Origin of the sequence: Polaribacter sp. (genome assembly GCF_965656025.1) — a bacterium.
Lineage (GTDB): Bacteria > Bacteroidota > Bacteroidia > Flavobacteriales > Flavobacteriaceae > Polaribacter.
Window position 1 is genome coordinate 1 of record NZ_CBFHJT010000051.1, and the last position, 17,715, is coordinate 17,715.

At 31.9% G+C, this 17,715-nt stretch carries 17 protein-coding genes and 1 tRNA gene; 6 read left to right on the forward strand and 12 right to left on the reverse strand.

The genetic code is table 11. From position 1 onward, the window contains the following. Positions 1-162: 162 nt before the first annotated feature. From ACTG3S_RS10170 to ACTG3S_RS10220, 11 genes are all read right to left on the reverse strand, one after another. The gene (locus ACTG3S_RS10170; protein WP_439129249.1) at positions 163-411 is read right to left on the reverse strand and encodes a GIY-YIG nuclease family protein; all 249 of its coding nucleotides are present in this window, start codon (positions 409-411) and stop codon (positions 163-165) included. A 141-nt stretch (positions 412-552) separates the two neighbouring features. Beyond that, positions 553-801 carry a GIY-YIG nuclease family protein gene (locus tag ACTG3S_RS10175; RefSeq protein WP_439129249.1) on the reverse strand — a complete coding sequence of 83 codons (249 nt, stop codon included), beginning with the start codon at positions 799-801 and terminating at the stop codon, positions 553-555. Positions 802-942: 141 nt separating this feature from the next. After that, positions 943-1,191, reverse strand: a complete 249-nt coding sequence (locus ACTG3S_RS10180; protein WP_439129249.1) for a GIY-YIG nuclease family protein — start codon at positions 1,189-1,191, stop codon at positions 943-945. A gap of 46 nt (positions 1,192-1,237) precedes the next feature. Next, positions 1,238-1,315: transfer RNA gene (locus ACTG3S_RS10185), tRNA-Val, on the reverse strand. 59 nt (positions 1,316-1,374) lie between these two features. After that, entirely contained in the window at positions 1,375-2,583 is a 1,209-nt protein-coding gene (locus ACTG3S_RS10190) for a bifunctional folylpolyglutamate synthase/dihydrofolate synthase (RefSeq protein WP_439129250.1), read from the reverse strand. A 62-nt stretch (positions 2,584-2,645) separates the two neighbouring features. Continuing rightward, on the reverse strand, positions 2,646-3,476 hold the full coding sequence (locus tag ACTG3S_RS10195) for an energy transducer TonB (protein ID WP_439129251.1): 831 nt from the start codon (positions 3,474-3,476) through the stop codon (positions 2,646-2,648). A 147-nt stretch (positions 3,477-3,623) separates the two neighbouring features. After that, positions 3,624-4,016: an ExbD/TolR family protein gene (locus ACTG3S_RS10200; protein ID WP_439129252.1), complete on the reverse strand. Its 393-nt coding sequence runs from the start codon at positions 4,014-4,016 to the stop codon at positions 3,624-3,626. Positions 4,017-4,097: 81 nt separating this feature from the next. Continuing rightward, on the reverse strand, positions 4,098-4,787 hold the full coding sequence (locus ACTG3S_RS10205) for a MotA/TolQ/ExbB proton channel family protein (RefSeq protein WP_439129253.1): 690 nt from the start codon (positions 4,785-4,787) through the stop codon (positions 4,098-4,100). A 142-nt stretch (positions 4,788-4,929) separates the two neighbouring features. Beyond that, entirely contained in the window at positions 4,930-6,333 is a 1,404-nt protein-coding gene (gene nhaD / locus ACTG3S_RS10210) for a sodium:proton antiporter NhaD (protein WP_439129254.1), read from the reverse strand. An 18-nt stretch (positions 6,334-6,351) separates the two neighbouring features. Continuing rightward, a complete protein-coding gene (locus ACTG3S_RS10215; RefSeq protein WP_439129255.1) occupies positions 6,352-7,584 on the reverse strand; it encodes a Glu/Leu/Phe/Val dehydrogenase dimerization domain-containing protein in 1,233 nt (410 codons plus the stop codon). Positions 7,585-7,761: 177 nt separating this feature from the next. Beyond that, positions 7,762-8,820: an anhydro-N-acetylmuramic acid kinase gene (locus ACTG3S_RS10220; RefSeq protein ID WP_439129256.1), complete on the reverse strand. Its 1,059-nt coding sequence runs from the start codon at positions 8,818-8,820 to the stop codon at positions 7,762-7,764. Positions 8,821-8,910: 90 nt separating this feature from the next. Here ACTG3S_RS10220 and ACTG3S_RS10225 point away from each other — a divergent pair, with 90 nt between their 5' ends. Next, on the forward strand, positions 8,911-10,053 hold the full coding sequence (locus tag ACTG3S_RS10225; RefSeq protein WP_439129257.1) for an acyl-CoA dehydrogenase: 1,143 nt from the start codon (positions 8,911-8,913) through the stop codon (positions 10,051-10,053). Positions 10,054-10,201: 148 nt separating this feature from the next. Here the strand turns inward: ACTG3S_RS10225 and ACTG3S_RS10230 are convergent, their stop codons facing one another. Continuing rightward, the gene (locus ACTG3S_RS10230) at positions 10,202-10,987 is read right to left on the reverse strand and encodes a tRNA pseudouridine(38-40) synthase TruA (RefSeq protein ID WP_439129258.1); all 786 of its coding nucleotides are present in this window, start codon (positions 10,985-10,987) and stop codon (positions 10,202-10,204) included. Between the two features lie 274 nt (positions 10,988-11,261). On the opposite strand from ACTG3S_RS10230, the gene ACTG3S_RS10235 reads away from it, so the two are divergent. The 5 genes from ACTG3S_RS10235 to ACTG3S_RS10255 form a co-directional block, all read left to right on the forward strand. Next, positions 11,262-12,251 (forward strand): outer membrane beta-barrel protein, encoded by a 990-nt coding sequence (locus ACTG3S_RS10235; protein ID WP_439129259.1) that lies wholly within the window; start codon positions 11,262-11,264, stop codon positions 12,249-12,251. A gap of 33 nt (positions 12,252-12,284) precedes the next feature. Continuing rightward, the gene (locus tag ACTG3S_RS10240) at positions 12,285-13,592 is read left to right on the forward strand and encodes an ammonium transporter (RefSeq protein ID WP_439129260.1); all 1,308 of its coding nucleotides are present in this window, start codon (positions 12,285-12,287) and stop codon (positions 13,590-13,592) included. Between the two features lie 206 nt (positions 13,593-13,798). Beyond that, on the forward strand, positions 13,799-14,149 hold the full coding sequence (locus ACTG3S_RS10245) for a P-II family nitrogen regulator (protein WP_439129261.1): 351 nt from the start codon (positions 13,799-13,801) through the stop codon (positions 14,147-14,149). A 6-nt stretch (positions 14,150-14,155) separates the two neighbouring features. After that, on the forward strand, positions 14,156-15,382 hold the full coding sequence (locus ACTG3S_RS10250; protein ID WP_439129262.1) for an ammonium transporter: 1,227 nt from the start codon (positions 14,156-14,158) through the stop codon (positions 15,380-15,382). Between the two features lie 215 nt (positions 15,383-15,597). After that, positions 15,598-17,715: glutamate synthase central domain-containing protein (locus tag ACTG3S_RS10255; RefSeq protein WP_439129263.1), on the forward strand; the 2,118-nt coding region annotated here is incomplete at its 3' end.

Sequence of the window (17,715 nt, forward strand, 5' to 3'; positions counted from 1 at the left end):
AATGTAAACATAATATTCCATAAAATAGTAAATAAAAAAACCTTCACTTAAAAAGTGAAGGTTTATCTGGTGGGCGCAGCTTGTTCCGAATTAACTTCGGAAAAGGGATTCGAACCCCTGACCACTCCCGATGTAAAATCGGGATGCTCTGAACAATATTCTCTATTTTTCTGAAATTAACTTTACAATCATTTCCTTACTTTTCCATGCTTTTATTTGTCTTTCTCTTTTTAGAGCTTCAATTTTATTTACACAAATTTCTTTGTAAACAACTACCCAATCTTTAGTCCGCGCAGTATAACCTTTATGATTAAACAAATGCCTCTGCAATCGCTTTTCAACATCTTTACTGCATCCAACATAAAATTTATCTAAAGCTTTAGAATAAAGAATGTAAACATAATATTCCATAAAATAGTAAATAAAAAAACCTTCACTTAAAAAGTGAAGGTTTATCTGGTGGGCGCAGCTTGTTCCGAATTAACTTCGGAAAAGGGATTCGAACCCCTGACCACTCCCGATGTAAAATCGGGATGCTCTGAACAATATTCTCTATTTTTCTGAAATTAACTTTACAATCATTTCCTTACTTTTCCATGCTTTTATTTGTCTTTCTCTTTTTAGAGCTTCAATTTTATTTACACAAATTTCTTTGTAAACAACTACCCAATCTTTAGTCCGCGCAGTATAACCTTTATGATTAAACAAATGCCTCTGCAATCGCTTTTCAACATCTTTACTGCATCCAACATAAAATTTATCTAAAGCTTTAGAATAAAGAATGTAAACATAATATTCCATAAAATAGTAAATAAAAAAACCTTCACTTAAAAAGTGAAGGTTTATCTGGTGGGCGCAGCTTGTTCCGAATTAACTTCGGAAAAGGGATTCGAACCCCTGACCACTCCCGATGTAAAATCGGGATGCTCTGAACAATATTCTCTATTTTTCTGAAATTAACTTTACAATCATTTCCTTACTTTTCCATGCTTTTATTTGTCTTTCTCTTTTTAGAGCTTCAATTTTATTTACACAAATTTCTTTGTAAACAACTACCCAATCTTTAGTCCGCGCAGTATAACCTTTATGATTAAACAAATGCCTCTGCAATCGCTTTTCAACATCTTTACTGCATCCAACATAAAATTTATCTAAAGCTTTAGAATAAAGAATGTAAACATAATATTCCATAAAATAGTAAATAAAAAAACCTTCACTTAAAAAGTGAAGGTTTATCTGGTGGGCGCGAAGGGATTCGAACCCCTGACCCCTTGGGTGTAAACCAAGTGCTCTGAACCAACTGAGCTACGCGCCCTAAGCGGATGCAAATATAACACGGATTTTTAATCTACCAAATAAAAAATGAAAAATTTTTTAAATTATTTCTGCAACTACAAACGTGCTTCCACCAACATAAATGATATCATCTTGATTAGCATTGTGTAAGGCATTTTCGTATGCATTTTTCACATTAGAAAACTTTTTTCCTAACAAACCATTTTGTGCAGCTTTATCTTGTAAAATATTTTCTGAAAGCCCTCTTGGAATATTTGGTTTACAAAAATAATACACCGCATTTTTAGGGAATAAAGGAAAAATAACTTCCGTTTTTTTATCTGAAACCAGCCCTAAAACAATATGTAGTTTCTTGTATTTTTCTTTTTTAAGTTGATTTAAAACAATTTGTAAACCTTCTTTATTATGAGCTGTGTCGCAAATTACCTTTGGTTTTTCTTGCAAAACTTGCCACCTTCCTTTTAAATTGGTGTTTTTTACTACATTTTGCAAACCTCTTTTAATTTGATCTTGAGAAACTTTAAAACCATGCAAATGATTGATGGCGACAACTGCTGTTTTGCAATTTTTTTGTTGATAATCTCCTAGCAAATCTGTTTTGTATGTTTCTAACACATCTGAAGCATAAAACATTTCAGAAAATGTTTCTTGGGCTTTTTTTGCAAATATTTTTTGAACTTCTTGTTGTCTTTCTCCGATCACTACAGTAGTGTTATTTTTTATAATTCCTGCTTTTTCAAAAGCAATTTCAGGCAATGTATTGCCCAACATATCTGTATGATCTAAACCTATGTTGGTAATTACAGAAAGTTCTGGATTTATAATATTTGTAGAATCTAATCTACCCCCTAAACCAACCTCTACAACTGCTATATCTAAATGCTCGTTTGCGAAATAATCAAAAGCTAATCCTACTGTCATTTCAAAAAAAGACAGTTTTTGTTTTTCTAAAAAATCTTTGTGCTTATTAATGAAAGAAGTTACGTTTTTCTTTGGAATTTCTTCCCCATTTATTCGAATACGTTCTGTGAAATTTTTTAAATGTGGTGATGTATACAAACCTACTTTATAACCTGCTTCCTGTAAAATTGAAGCCAACATATGACTTGTAGAACCTTTTCCATTTGTACCTCCAACATGAATGGATTTAAACTTCTTCTCTGGAAAATCTAATTCCTTTGAAAAAGCGATTGTATTTGATAAATCTTTTTTAAATGCTGTTTTGCCTTCTCTTTGATACATTGGTAACTGAGAAAACATCCAATCTAACGTTTCTTTATATGTCATGAATAAATTGTAAAACCTTTTAACTGCGCTCAAAGTTACTTTGAAGATGTTAAAATACGTGATTATTTAGATAAAGAAAATTTATAAATAATAGTTCCTACTTGAAAAGTTGGTGCATTATTATCTGAATTCCATTTGGTTTTTAATGCTGCTTCTTTTGCAGGCTTTAACAAACAAGGTGCTGTATTGGTAGAACCTTTTGCTCCTGGTTCTGCTTTTATGACTTCGCCATTTTTATTAACTGTGATTCTAACCACAACAGTACCTTCTTCCTGACAATCTGGTTGTTCTTTGGGTTTAGACAATGCTTTTCTACCTGCTAAATTATAATCTCCACCTGAACCACTACCTGTATTACCATAGTATTTAGAAGAGTTAGCATCTCCACCTTTTTTACCTTTTAATCCTTCAAGTGTATCATCTCCTTCTCCTTTTGGCTTGCCTGTATTAGTATTTCCATTTAACAATTTATTTAAAGCATCTGTAGTTTCTTTAGAAGGTTTTGGCTTTGGTTTCTCAATGGGTTTTAGTTCTTTTTTGACAATTTCTTTTACAGGTTCTTTCTTTTTTTCTTTTACCTCTTCTACAACAGGGACGTCTTTTGAAGTATCGTCTGTAATAATATCTTCTTTTATGACTTCTTTTGGAGTTTCTTTAACTTCCTCTGCAACTTCTTCTTTTTTTACAACTTCTTTGGAGGTTGTTTTTTTTGAATTTACAACAGGCTCCCCACTACCCACATTAGAATCTCCAAAATTTATTGCCAAACCATATTCTTCTGACGGATCTAAATATGTCATTCCGTAATTTAAGACACCAAAAATTAGTAATAACAAAATAATTGTTGTGATTACTGCTGATTTTTGTTGATGATTTGTACTTAATATTTTCACTTTCTTAATTAAATAGTCTTTTTGTAAATGTATTTCAATTTGTTTTTAAACTTGCCTTTGCGTTAGGGATTGAAGCATTTGTTTGAGCTCTTTTTTCTTTTTCTGAAAAAAAGCGAGTGCGAAAAGCCCGTTAAAACGCCCAAAAAATTATTTTCCTTTTACAGCTAAAATCATTTTTAATTTGTTTTTATTGGCAATGTCTATAACTTTCATTACGTTTTTATAAGGCACATCTTTATCGCCTCTAATAACAATGGTTTTTAGTTTGTCTGTGCCCACACTTTTTAATATTTCGCTTTCTAATTTAGAGGAACTCACTTTTGTTTTGTCGATATAAAAAAGCGATTTATTGGTAATTGTTACAGCAACAGATTTGTTGTTTTCTGTTTTACCTCCTGCTTTTGGCAGTAACACGTCTATTGCACTTACTGTTACTAAAGTGGAAGTTAACATAAAAAATATGAGTAATAAAAAAACGATGTCTGTCATAGAAGACATATTAAATGAGGGATCAACTTTATTTCTTCCGCGTAAATTCATCTAAATTATTTAAAGATTGAAAAATTAAAAAAATAAAAAACTTACTTGAATATTTTAATTCTTTAATTTTTAAATTTGTTTTTATACAGGTTCGTTTAACAGATCTAAAAATTCTACCGATTTTGCTTCCATTTGATAGACTACTTTATCGGTTCTAACCACTAAATGATTGTAGGTTATGTATGCAATAATACCAACTATTAGACCAGCAACTGTAGTAGTCATAGCTGTATACAAACCGTCTGAAAGCATTTTAATATCTATTTGCCCACCTGCATTTGCTATTTCATGTATGGCAACAATCATACCAATTACGGTTCCTAAAAAACCAATCATTGGTGCAGCTCCTGCAATAGTTGCCAAAACACTTACATTTTTTTCTAGTTGATATACCTCTAATTTACCTGCAGTTTCTATAGCTGTATTGATATCTTCTAGAGGCTTTCCAATTCTCGAAATTCCTTTTCCTATCAACCTTGCTGTTGGTGTGTTTTTACTTTTACAAAGAGCATCTGCAGATTCTAATTTTCCGTTAGAAACATAATCTCTAATCTGGTTCATAAAATTCTTATCTACTTTAGAGGCTGCTCTTATAGCAAAAAAACGTTCAAAGTAAATGTAAATTGCTACTGCTAAAAGTACAAAAAGGATGGCTATAATTATTTGCCCTCCTAAACCACCATCCATAATTAACTTATAGATAGAAAGTGTTTTTTCTTCGGAAACTACATCTTCTAAAATTTCTTTATTTTCTTGAAAAATTGATAACATTTACTATTATTTTTTTTGTTTCTAATTTACTAACGAAATTTCTATTTTTAAATTGTTTGTTTTAAAAAATACTAGTTTTTATTATAAAAAAAATGTCATTCTGTAAAACTACAAAATGACATTTTTTTATGTTTTTCTATGACTAAATAAATATTCTTAATATTACGAATGATATTGAGCCAATTAAAAAACCAATCAACGCTAACCAAGATATTTTTTTCAAATACCAGAAAAAGTCTATTTTTTCCATACCCATTGCTACAACACCTGCAGCAGACCCAATAATTAGCATAGAGCCACCTGTACCTGCAGAAAATGCTATAAAATGCCATAATGGATCATCTAAACCTTCTGAAAACATACCTAAACTTGCAGCTACTAAAGGTACATTATCTATTACTGCAGAACCAATACCTAGTAAAATTACTACTAAATCAGACACACCTGTACCAGACAATTCTGTACCAATTAATGGTATACCTTCTTTTAAACTATCTGCAAAATTAAATAGAATACCTAAAGATTCTAAAGCAGCCACCGCCATTAAAATACCTAAGAAAAATAAAATACTAGGCATTTCAATTTTTGATAATGATGCATGTACAGGACTGTGATGCGCACCCATTTCGTGTTCTTCTGCCTCTTCACCTTCAACACTAGAGATTGAAAATTTAGAATTACTATAAATTTCCGCAAAAGTTGCTACAATACCTAAAGACAACATCATACCAACATAAGGTGGTAAATGAGTTACTGTTTTAAAAACTGGCACAAATAAAATAGCGCCTAAACCTAAATATAACATTCTTGCACTGTGTGGACTCTTTGGCTTTTCCACTTCATTTTCATCAAAATCTATTTCTCCTTTAAAGGCTGGTAAAAATGTTGCTATAAAACTTGGCACTACCATACATAACAAGGATGGTATAAATAAATAGGTAAATAACATACCTGTACTTACTTTATCTCCAATCCATAACATGGTTGTTGTCACATCTCCAATTGGTGAAAATGCACCACCAGCATTTGCAGCAATAATAATTAAACCTGCAAACCAAATCCTATCGTCTCTAGTTTTTACAATTTTTTGAAGTATCGAAATTAAAACAATAGTTGCTGTTAAGTTATCTATAATCGCAGATAATACAAACGCCAAAATAGAAAACATCCACAATAAGTTCTTTTTAGATTTAAAATTTACATACCCTTTTATGGTTGAAAAACCATCGAAATAATCAATAATTTCTACAATTGTCATAGCACCTAATAGAAATACTAAAATTTCGGCTGTTTTACCTAAGTGATGCAATAAAGTTTCTTCTACCAAGTGTAATTTATCATCATGCACCATAGAAGCGAAACCATCTACCAAACCATGATTTGCAGAATCGAACCAATTAGAAAAATTATCGATACCTAATGCAACCAAAGCCCAACAAACAGCCATCATTATTAAAGCCGGAATTAGTTTGTCTAGCTTTAAATTGTGCTCTAATGTAATGGCTAAATACCCCATTACAAATACGATAATAATAATTGATTCCATGTCTTTAATTTAGTTAGTTTATATTAATTGTTTTAATGCTATTTCAAATGCTGTTGAGCAAATTTTTGTTTTTGATGCACTTTTATTAAATGCTTTTTGCAACGCTTTTTTTATGGTATTTGAGGTATCATCAAAAATTGCCTTGTCTTGCATAGGTAACGCTTTTTTTGACTCCATTAAATAAGCAAAAACTCTTGCAATACCACAATTAGAAATGAAATCTGGCAACAAACTTACTTGATTGTCTGTAAACTCCATTATAGGTCCGAAAAATATTTCTTTGTCTGCAAATGGCACATTGGCTCCTGGAGATATTACCTCTAAACCTGTATCTATCATTTGCTGAACTTGTTCTTTAGAAACCAGTCTTGAGGCTGCTGCAGGAATAAAAATTTCTGCCGGTAAATTCCAAATTTGTTGATTTATTTCATCAAAAGGAATCATATTCTTAGAACTAAGTTTATTACCATCCTTAGATAAAAATAAATTGGTCATTTCTTCTAGACTAAAACCTTCATTATTTATCAAACCTCCATCTCTATCGATAATTCCGACAACCTTTGCTCCTAATTGCGTTAAATAATATGCTGCTGCAGAACCAACATTACCAAAACCTTGAACAATAGCTCTTTTACCAACAATATTGCCACCATAAATACCATAAAAATGTTTCACTGCTTCTGCTACCCCATAACCAGTCAACATATCTGCAACTGTATATTTTCTAGATAAATCTGGAGAAAAGTATTTGTTTTCTATCACTTTAATTACGCCCAAACGCAATTGCCCGATTCTATTAATTTTATCTGCTTCTGTAGGTTTAAAATGCCCGTTAAAAATGCCTTCTTGCGGATGCCAAACCCCACAACTTTCTGTAATAGGAATTACATCTTTATCAGCATCTACATTTAAATCACCACCAGTACCATAATAATGTTTTAAAAGGGGTGTTACTGCTTTATACCAACGTTCTAAAACCCCTCTTTTTCTGGGGTCGTTTGGATCGAAATTAATACCTGATTTTGCACCACCAATTGCAGGTCCAGAAACCGTAAATTTCACTTCCATTGTTTTGGCTAAAGATAAAACCTCATTCATATCTAAGCCTTTTCTCATCCTTGTTCCTCCTCCAGCAGCACCTCCTCTTAAAGAGTTTATAACAGTCCAACCTTCTGCATCAGTTTCTTTATCTTTCCAATGAAAAACAATTTCTGGTTGTTTTTCTTCGTATTTTTTTAATAATTCTTTCATTTTTAAATTTTCGTAATTTCAACTATTTTAAACTTATTTTCAGCAATTTTAATTCTTGAAAACTGAATAGTTAAAGTTGATTCATTTTTATTAAAAATTTTAAATTATTAATACTTGCACGTGTTATCTACAAACTTACTGTAAAAAAATGATTGTTCAAATAATTTAATTTAAAAACTAAGGTGTAAAAATTACTCCAGAAGAATGATTTTTTCGAGCACCCGTAACAGACTGCAAACAATTTATCTGATTATCAACTCTTAACAACCCCAAAAAAGCAAAAATCAATGCTTCTTTATAATTAATTAAAAGGGTGCTTTTTAACGTAATTTTAATATTCGCATTTTTTTCTATTTCACGAATTAAAAAAGTATTAAAAACTCCACCACCTGTAAATAAAACAGCTTTACTGTTTTTAATAATTCCCCCAATTTGATAAGCTACATGTGCTACAAAAGTGCTTAGAATATTTGATACATCTTTTTCATAAGTGTCAATCAGCGGAAAAACCTCTTTTTTAACCCACTCTAGACCGAGCGATTTTGGTGGTAAATTTTCATAAAATGGCAAAGCATTGAGTTTTTCTAAAAGTTGATGATTCACTGACCCTGAACCTGCGATTTTACCAGCATCATCATAATCTAAACCTAATTTATTTACATAGGCATTTAAAACAATATTAACAGGACAAATGTCATAAGCAATTCTCTGTCCTTCTTTTTTAAAAGAAATATTAGCAAATCCACCTAAATTAATACAGTAATCATATTCAGAAAACAGCAACTCATCTCCTATTGGCACCAAAGGCGCTCCTTGCCCACCCAACTTTACATCTTGAGTTCTAAAATCGCAAACTACTTTCTGCTGTGTAATTTTTGCTATTTGCGCACCATTTCCTACTTGTAACGTAATACCTTTTGCTGGCTGATGCAATATGGTATGGCCATGTGAAGCAATAAAATCTACTTGATCAATTTTATAATTAGAAATAAAATTATTCACTATTTTACCTAAAAACTGTCCATAAGTAATATCTAATTCTTCTAATTGCTTTTCAGAAAACTGAATGGCATTTTGCAATAATTGTTTCCATTCTTTAGAATATGGTATCGTTTCTGCAAACAGAATTTCGAAGTCGGAGTAATTATTTTCTTGAAATTTAACATAAGCCAAATCTACCCCATCTAAAGACGTACCAGACATTAGACCTACAACAAAAATATGTTTTTTATTCATATTTGTAAAAATAACAAAACTCTATTGAAAATATGTTACGAAATCGATATCTTTACAGTCTTAAATTACGAATATAATAATATACATAAAATGGATTTTAGTTTAACAGAAGAACACATCATGATTCGCGATGCTGCAAAAGACTTTGCGCAAACAGAATTATTACCTGGAGTTATAGAAAGAGACAACAAACAAGAATTCCCTCAAGAATTAGTAAAAAAAATGGGAGAACTTGGTTTTATGGGTATTATGGTAGACCCAAAATACGGTGGAAGTGGCATGGACACCATTTCTTATGTTTTAGTTATGGAAGAACTTTCTAAAATAGACGCCTCTGCTTCTGTAATGGTTTCTGTTAACAATTCATTAGTTTGTTACGGGCTACAAACCTATGGCACAGAAGAACAAAAACAAAAATACTTAACCAAATTAGCAACTGGAGAACAAATAGGTGCTTTTTGCTTAAGTGAACCAGAAGCTGGCTCAGACGCAACATCACAAGCAACAACCGCCATAGATAAAGGTGACTATTATTTAATCAACGGAACAAAAAACTGGATTACGAATGGTGGTCGTTCAGATGTATACCTTGTAATTGCACAAACAGACAGAGAAAAAGGTCATAAAGGCATTAATGCTTTTATTGTTGAAAAAGGTATGGAAGGTTTCCATATTGGCCCAAAAGAGGACAAATTAGGCATCCGTGGTTCAGACACCCATACATTACAATTTAACGATGTTAAAGTGCCCAAAGAAAACAGAATTGGTGATGATGGTTTTGGCTTTAAATTTGCCATGAAAACACTTTCTGGAGGTAGAATCGGTATTGCTGCACAAGCTTTGGGTATTGCTTCTGGCGCTTATGAATTGGCGTTAAAATATTCTAAAGAACGTAAAGCGTTTGGAACAGAAATTTGCAACCATCAAGCAATTGCTTTTAAATTAGCAGACATGTATACAGAAATTGAAGCTGCAAGAATGTTGGTTATGAAAGCTGCTTGGGAAAAAGACCAAGATAAAAATTACGACATGTCTTCTGCAATGGCAAAATTATACGCAAGTAAAGTTGCTATGGAACAAACTGTAGAAGCTGTACAAATACATGGTGGTAATGGTTTTGTTAAAGAATATCACGTAGAACGCTTAATGAGAGATGCAAAAATTACACAGATTTACGAAGGAACATCTGAAATACAAAAAATTGTAATTTCTAGAGGAGTCATCAAAGGATAAGCAATTCTTTAAATAATAATATAGAAATCCATCTTTTTAGGTGGATTTTTTTTGGGGCAACCTTTCAGGTCAGGCTTTCAGAACTCGCTTCCCGCCCAAAAGCGTGAGAGCTCAAACAAATTCTTCAATCCTTTGCGCAATTATAAATTTACTTCAGTTCTAACTCAATATTATAGAGTTGTAAACCAGAGGCAGGTGCAATATTTCTTAAAAAAGTACCATCATTATCTTCTTTTAAGGAACGCTCTATGAATTTTAAATCTAAATTTCCTTTTCCCAACTGTATCAAAGTAGCCATCATTAGCCTTATTTGATACCTCAAAAACCCTTTACCCCTAACCTTTAATATATAAGATTGTTTTGGAAAAAAATTTGCAATCAAAATATCATTTGTAACAATCTCACAAGAATCGATAGTTCTTTTAAAAACAGTCTTCTCAGAAGGCTTTGTACAATATTTATTAAAAAAATGTTCGCCTTCAAAAAGTTTCGCTCCTATTTTCATTAACTCAATATCTAAATTAACATCGATATTTACCAAAAAAGGGGCTGCAAAAGGATGATTTTTTTCACCAAAAGAAAAATAATAGTGATACTCCTTAATCTTAGAAACGTTTATAATATTAAAACTTGTAGCGACTTTATGTATTGCAATTGCCCTAAAATCTGGAGAAAAATTAGAGTTTAAAGACTCTAAAAAGTTCGCTTCGTCAATCTTCTCATTAACAAAAAGCTGAAAAAAATAACTATTTGCAGACACTTTAGCATCTGTTCTACCGACACCTATTGTCTTATAATAACCATCTACTAACACAAAAGATAGTGTTTTATCTACCATATCATGCAGGGTTTTGGCATTTTTTTGTTTTTGCCATCCAGAAAAACGAAAACCAAGAAATTGCAAAGAAACTATGTAAGAAAATGAATATTTCATAGGTACAAAAATACAATAATTGCATTTTTTTTTACAAAAAGTGCATTTTTATGAATATCTCAAAATATTACACCTCATTTTTACGAACCTAATATTTTATACCTTTCAATAACAAAAAAATATAGTTATCTCAATTTAACCCCCTTTTTTTTGAGGGGTAGTGTTAAAATTATAACGTTTTTGAAAACACCACCCCTTGTCAGTTTAAATTTAATATATACATTTGACCCGAGTTCATTAACAAATAATTAACAAACACAAAAAGAACATCAACATGAAAAAATTAATTTTTACTTTATTATTAGCAAGTAGTTTAATAGTAACTGGACAAGAAAAAGAAGCAAAATTTACTTTAAGTGGTAGTATAGACACTTATTTTAGAGGTAACATTAGCGGTGGTAATTTTGACACTGCACCCGGAAGCTCTTTTGCAAACCAACCTGGTTTTGCTTTAGGTATGATTAATGTTATTGCTGGTTACGAAGGCGAAAAAGTAGGTTTTGTAGCTGATATGGTATATGGTCCTAGAGGGGTAGATGCTGTATTTGGATCTCCTGTTGGAAGTTCTCAAATTGTAAACCAATTATACGCATATTGGAATGTAAGTGAGAAAGTAACATTAACAATGGGTAACTTTAATACATTTTTAGGGTATGAGGTTATTTCTCCAACTGCAAACTTTAACTATAGTACATCATATTTATTCTCTTATGGTCCATTTAGCCATACAGGTATTAAAGCAGATATTGCTATATCTGAAAAGTCTTCTTTAATGATTGCTCTTATGAATCCAACAGACGCTACAGAATTTAACCCAACAGGTAAATATTCTCTTGGTCTTCAGTATGGTTACTCAGGACAGTACTTTAACTATTTATTAAACCCAGATTCTTATGAAATTGACTATACAGGTGGTTTCGATTTATCTGATTCATTCTTTTTAGGAATCAATGCTGCTTACTTTAAAGCGAAAGATGCTCCAGATTTTTATGGATTTGCTTTATACCCACAATTTGCAACATCAGAAACTTTTAAAATTGGTTTAAGAACAGAATATTTTAAAGAAGATGGAGCTTTTGGAGCAATAGGAACTGGTGTAGCTGATTCAAGTGTATTTGCTGCTACTTTAACAGGAAACTATAGTTTAGGATCTTTAACAATTATTCCAGAATTAAGATTAGATTCTAGCTCTGATGCTTCAGCGAATTTTATGGGAGACAAAGCATTAAGCTCTTTTGCTCTAGCAGCAGTTTACTCTTTCTAAGAAAAAAACTATTACTAACTAAAATTATATAACATGAGTTTATTTTTAACATTATTTCAAGATGCCCCAGCAACTGAAGCTGCTAAAGTTTTAGAGCAAGTAAATGGGGATATGGGAATGCTTTGGATGCTTATTGCAGGTATCTTAGTTTTCTTAATGCAAGCAGGATTTACATTAGTAGAATCTGGTATGACAAGATCTAAAAACGCAGTTAACATAGCAATGAAAAACTTGCTAGATATTTGTGTTGGTTCAATTACTTTCTGGTTGGTTGGATACTCTTTAATGTATGGAGACACATCTAATGGATGGTTCTTCTGGAGTGGATTATTCCAAGGAGAAGGAGCTGATTTATTCTTCCAAACAATGTTTGCTGCAACAACAGCAACAATTGTATCTGGAGCAATAGCAGGTAGAACAAAATATACAACTTACATTATATTTTCTTTAGTTATGACTGCAATTATCTACCCAATCTCTGGAGGATGGGAATGGAATGGTGGTTGGTTAAATGATACTGAAGGTATTATGCCAGCTGAATTTATTGATTTTGCAGGTTCTTCAATTGTACACTCTGTAGGTGGATGGGCTGCATTAGTAGCTGCATTTATGGTAGGTCCTAGAATTGGAAAATATGTAGATGGTAAAGTATTTCCTATACCTGGTCACAACCAAATATTAGCAACATTAGGTGTATTTATCCTATGGTTTGGATGGTTTGGTTTTAATGGTGGATCTCAATTAGCTTGGGGTGGTGCTGATGCAACTGGTGCTTCTACAGTAGTTTTAATTACAAACTTAGCTGCTGCAGCTGGTGGATTAGGAGCTTTAATTACAACTTGGATTTGGTATGGTAAACCAAACTTATCTCAAACTTTAAATGGTTGTTTAGCTGGTTTAGTTAGTATTACTGCTGGTTGTGGAAACATGACTGCTGGTGGTGCTGTATTAGCTGGTTTAATTGGTGGTATTATTGTAGTATTCTCAATTGAATTTATAGAAAAGAAATTAAAAATTGATGATGCAATTGGTGCTGCTTCTGTTCATGGTGTAGCAGGTGCATGGGGTACTTTAGTAATTGGTCTTTGGGGTGTAGATGGTGATACTGCAATTGGTTTATTCAATGGTGGTGGAGCTGCACAATTAGGAGCTCAAGCAATTGGAGTTTTAGCTTATGCTGCATGGGCTGTTGCCTTATCTTTTATAGTATTAGGAATCTTAAAAGCTACTATGGGACTTCGTGTATCTAAAGAAGTAGAAATAGAAGGTTTAGATATCTCTGAACATGGTTCAATTGCTTATCCAGGAAAAAGAGTTAGAGAATATGAGGATGATAAATAATTAAAGATTTTAAATTTTTATTAAATATTTAAAAAACACACAGTTTAAACTGTGTGTTTTTTTTATACTACAAAATTAATCTTCAATTTTTACAGAAAAAAAAATATAACCCTTAAAAAATATAGATAATGGAATTCACTCAAAATAAGGCACATATATTTTTTTTTATTTTGCGAGACATTAACAAAAACTAATTAATTTTTATCATGAAAAAAATTGAAGCAATTATTCGAAAATCAAAATTTTCGGAAGTAAAAGAAGCACTGCATAATGTAGATGTTAACTTTTTTTCGTATTGGGATGTAACAGGTCTTGGTAACGAAAAAGAAGCGCATGTTTATAGAGGCGTAAGTTATAGCACTAGCGATATTCAAAGAAGATATCTATCTATAGTAGTAAATGATGATTTTGAAAAAATTACAGTAGATGCCTTATTAAAATCTGCTGCTACTGGAGATGTTGGAGATGGTAAAATATTTGTTTCAGATATTACTGAAGCATATAGAATTAGAACTGGAGAAAAAGGTGGTGAAACTTTAAAGAAAAAATCAAAATAAAAAAATATGGAATTACTTACAACAAACAACGTATGGATGATGATCTGTACAGCGCTAGTTTTCTTTATGCATACAGGCTTTGCTTTTTTAGAAATTGGTTTAACTAGGCAGAAAAACACAATCAATATCTTATTTAAAAACATATTCATTATAACAGTTGGTTTATTACTGTATTACATAGGTGGTTTTAATTTAATGTACCCAGGTTTTGCAGATGGTTCTGCAGGAGTTATAGATTTTGCAGGTTTTGGTATCTCTGCACCAGAAAACGGAATGACGTCAGAATATGCAGATGGTGGTTATACTTGGTGGACAGACTTTCTTTTTCAAGGAATGTTTGCTGCAACAGCTGCAACAATTGTATCTGGTGCTGTAGCAGAAAGAATGAAAATTGGTCCTTTTATGATTTTTACAATAATCTATGTTGGTCTTATTTATCCAATTGCTGGCTCATGGAAATGGGGTGGTGGTTTCTTAGACCAAATGGGTTTTTATGATTTTGCAGGTTCTACATTAGTTCATTCTGTTGGTGGTTGGGCAGCATTAGTTGCTGTTTGGTTGTTAGGCCCAAGAATTGGAAAATTTAAAAATGGGAAACCACAAGCAATTCCAGGACATAACATACCTTTAGCAACTGCAGGTGTTTTAATACTTTGGTTAGGTTGGTTTGGTTTTAATGGTGGTTCAGTTTTATCTGCAGACCCAGAGTTAACATCATTAACTTTAGTTACAACTTGTTTAGCTGCAGCTGCAGGTGGTGTTGTTGCTGCAATGGTTTCATTTATAAAATATAAAAACCTAGATCTTACCATGTTTTTAAACGGAATATTAGGTGGTTTGGTAGGTATTACTGCTGGTGCAGATGTAATGACTCCTGAGAGTGCAATTATTATTGGAGCAATAGCTGGTGTTATTATTGTTTTTGCTGTTGCATTTGTAGATGCTATTAAATTAGATGATCCTGTGGGTGCAATTGCTGTACACTTAATTTGTGGTATTTGGGGTACTTTAGCTGTAGGTATATTTTCTACAAACCCAGAACACAGTTTCTTAATTCAGTTAACAGGTGTAGCATGTTATGCTGGTTTCTGCTTGTTATCATCTTTCTTAATCATATTTACACTGAAGAAAACTGTAGGGATAAGAGTTTCTGAAAAAGAAGAGTTAGAAGGATTAGATGTTCATGAACATGGTATGGATGCATATTCAGACTTTCGTTTAAACGAACACTAAAACTAATAAGTTCTTAAATTTTATACCTGCAATTTTTTTTAATTTGCAGGTATTTCTATTTATTATCATTTTCTCAAAAAAAAATGATTAAATTATTATTACTTAATTATTTATAACATTTTTTTACTTTCATCATAAAAATTACATCAAAAAAGGGTAAACCCTGAATTATATTCAACAAAATACATAGCTTTGTAAGTATAATTTATTACAATATGGAGAAACAAGGCTTATATTTACCAGAGTTTGAACACGAAAATTGCGGTGCAGGATTTATCTGTAATTTAAATGGAGACAAGACAAATCAAATTATACATGATGCTCTAGAAATTCTAGTAAAACTAGAACATAGAGGAGGTGTAAGCTCTGATGGTAAAACAGGAGATGGTGCTGGTTTGTTAATAGATATTCCTCATGAATATTTTAAAAGAGTATGCGATTTTACTATACCAGAACAAAGAGAATATGCAGTAGGTATGGTCTTTTTACCTAAAGTAGAAAATCAATATAATTTTTGTAAAAAAACATTTGAAAATGAAATAGAAAATCAAGGCCTTTCTATTTTAGGCTGGAGAAAAGTTCCTGTAGATTCTTCTCAATTGGGTCCTATTGCTTTGGCTTCAGAACCAAATACAGAACAACTTTTTATTGGAAAAAAAGAAGATATAGATGAAGCTACATTTAAAGCTAAACTATATGCAGCTCGTAAAATAGCAGAACACGAAATTATAAATTCTAAAATTTCAGAAAGCAAATATTTCTACGTTTCCAGTTTATCTAATACAACCATTATCTATAAAGGTATTATTATGCCAGAAGATATTGGCCCATATTATAAAGACCTTCAAGAAATAGATTTGGTTACACGTTTGGCGTTAGTGCACCAACGTTTTTCTACCAACACAATGCCAACTTGGGAACTTGCACAACCATTTAGATTTATGTGTCAAAATGGAGAAATAAACACCTTACGTGGTAATGTTAGTAGGATGCGAGTTCGTGAAGAAATCATGAAAAGTGATGTTTTTGGACCTCAAATAGAAAAATTATTTCCAATCATTTTACCAGGAAAATCCGATTCTGCATCTATGGATATGGTTGTAGAATTATTAACACATACAGGTCGTTCATTACCAGAAATTATGATGATGATGATTCCTGAAGCTTGGGAAAAACATGCAACGATGTCTAAAGAACGTAAAGCGTTTTACGAATATAATGCTTGTATAATGGAACCTTGGGATGGACCAGCATCTGTACCATTTACAGATGGAGATTATATTGGTGCTTTATTAGATAGAAATGGATTAAGACCTTCTAGATATACAGTTACCAAAAGTGGTAAATTAATTATGTCATCAGAAATTGGTGTGGTAGATATTGCTCCAGAAGATGTAAAAAGACATGGTAGATTAGAACCGGGAAAAATGTTCTTGGTAGATATGAATGAAGGTAGAATTATAGAAGACGAAGAAATAAAAGCAAAAATTGTTTTAGAAAGACCTTACCAAGAATGGTTAGACAAAACACGTTTGCATTTAAAAGATGTACCTTATACAGGTGATACTTGCCCAATAGAAACCATAGATATTAAAACACGCCAACGTTTATTTAATTACACATTTGAAGATATTCAAGAAGTAATTACACCAATGGCACAGGTAGGTAAAGAAGCTTTAGGCTCTATGGGTATTGATACTCCTTTAGCAGTTTTATCAGACAGACCTCAATTAATTTCCAACTATTTTAAACAACTATTTGCACAAGTTACAAATCCACCTTTAGATGGTATTCGCGAGGAAATTGTTACAGACATCAGTTTAAATTTAGGGAAAGATAGAAACATCTTTAGCATCACAGAAAGACAGTGTCGTAAATTAAGAATTCAAAATCCTGTAATTTCTAATGCCGATTTAGAAAAAATTAGAAGTATAGATATTGATGGTTTCAAAGCTGAAACAATTCAAATTTTATATCCTAAAAATCAAGGTTTAAACGGATTAGAAGACGCTTTAGATAATATAATTTTACAAGTAGAAAAAGCCATTCAGAATAAAAATAATATCATTATTCTTTCAGATAGAGGTGTTAATCAAGAATTTGCACCGATTCCTGCGCTTTTAGCTTGTTCTTTTGTAAATCATCAATTAAACAGATTAAGAAAACGTTCTTATTTCGATATTATAATTGAATCTGCAGAACCAAGAGAACCACATCATTTTGCAACTTTATTTGGTTATGGTGCAAGTGCCATCAATCCTTATATGGTAAATGAAATCATTAGAATGCAGGTAAAAGAAGGTTTTATTACAGACATGGACGAACAAAAAGCG

Coding starts and splice junctions, on each gene's coding strand:
- ACTG3S_RS10170 (WP_439129249.1), bottom strand. CDS start 411: ATGGAATATTATGTTTACATTCTTTATTCTAAAGCTTTAGATAAATTT.
- ACTG3S_RS10175 (WP_439129249.1), bottom strand. CDS start 801: ATGGAATATTATGTTTACATTCTTTATTCTAAAGCTTTAGATAAATTT.
- ACTG3S_RS10180 (WP_439129249.1), bottom strand. CDS start 1,191: ATGGAATATTATGTTTACATTCTTTATTCTAAAGCTTTAGATAAATTT.
- ACTG3S_RS10190 (WP_439129250.1), bottom strand. CDS start 2,583: ATGACATATAAAGAAACGTTAGATTGGATGTTTTCTCAGTTACCAATG.
- ACTG3S_RS10200 (WP_439129252.1), bottom strand. CDS start 4,016: ATGAATTTACGCGGAAGAAATAAAGTTGATCCCTCATTTAATATGTCT.
- ACTG3S_RS10205 (WP_439129253.1), bottom strand. CDS start 4,787: ATGTTATCAATTTTTCAAGAAAATAAAGAAATTTTAGAAGATGTAGTT.
- nhaD (WP_439129254.1), bottom strand. CDS start 6,333: ATGGAATCAATTATTATTATCGTATTTGTAATGGGGTATTTAGCCATT.
- ACTG3S_RS10215 (WP_439129255.1), bottom strand. CDS start 7,584: ATGAAAGAATTATTAAAAAAATACGAAGAAAAACAACCAGAAATTGTT.
- ACTG3S_RS10220 (WP_439129256.1), bottom strand. CDS start 8,820: ATGAATAAAAAACATATTTTTGTTGTAGGTCTAATGTCTGGTACGTCT.
- ACTG3S_RS10225 (WP_439129257.1), top strand. CDS start 8,911: ATGGATTTTAGTTTAACAGAAGAACACATCATGATTCGCGATGCTGCA.
- ACTG3S_RS10230 (WP_439129258.1), bottom strand. CDS start 10,987: ATGAAATATTCATTTTCTTACATAGTTTCTTTGCAATTTCTTGGTTTT.
- ACTG3S_RS10235 (WP_439129259.1), top strand. CDS start 11,262: ATGAAAAAATTAATTTTTACTTTATTATTAGCAAGTAGTTTAATAGTA.
- ACTG3S_RS10240 (WP_439129260.1), top strand. CDS start 12,285: ATGAGTTTATTTTTAACATTATTTCAAGATGCCCCAGCAACTGAAGCT.
- ACTG3S_RS10245 (WP_439129261.1), top strand. CDS start 13,799: ATGAAAAAAATTGAAGCAATTATTCGAAAATCAAAATTTTCGGAAGTA.
- ACTG3S_RS10250 (WP_439129262.1), top strand. CDS start 14,156: ATGGAATTACTTACAACAAACAACGTATGGATGATGATCTGTACAGCG.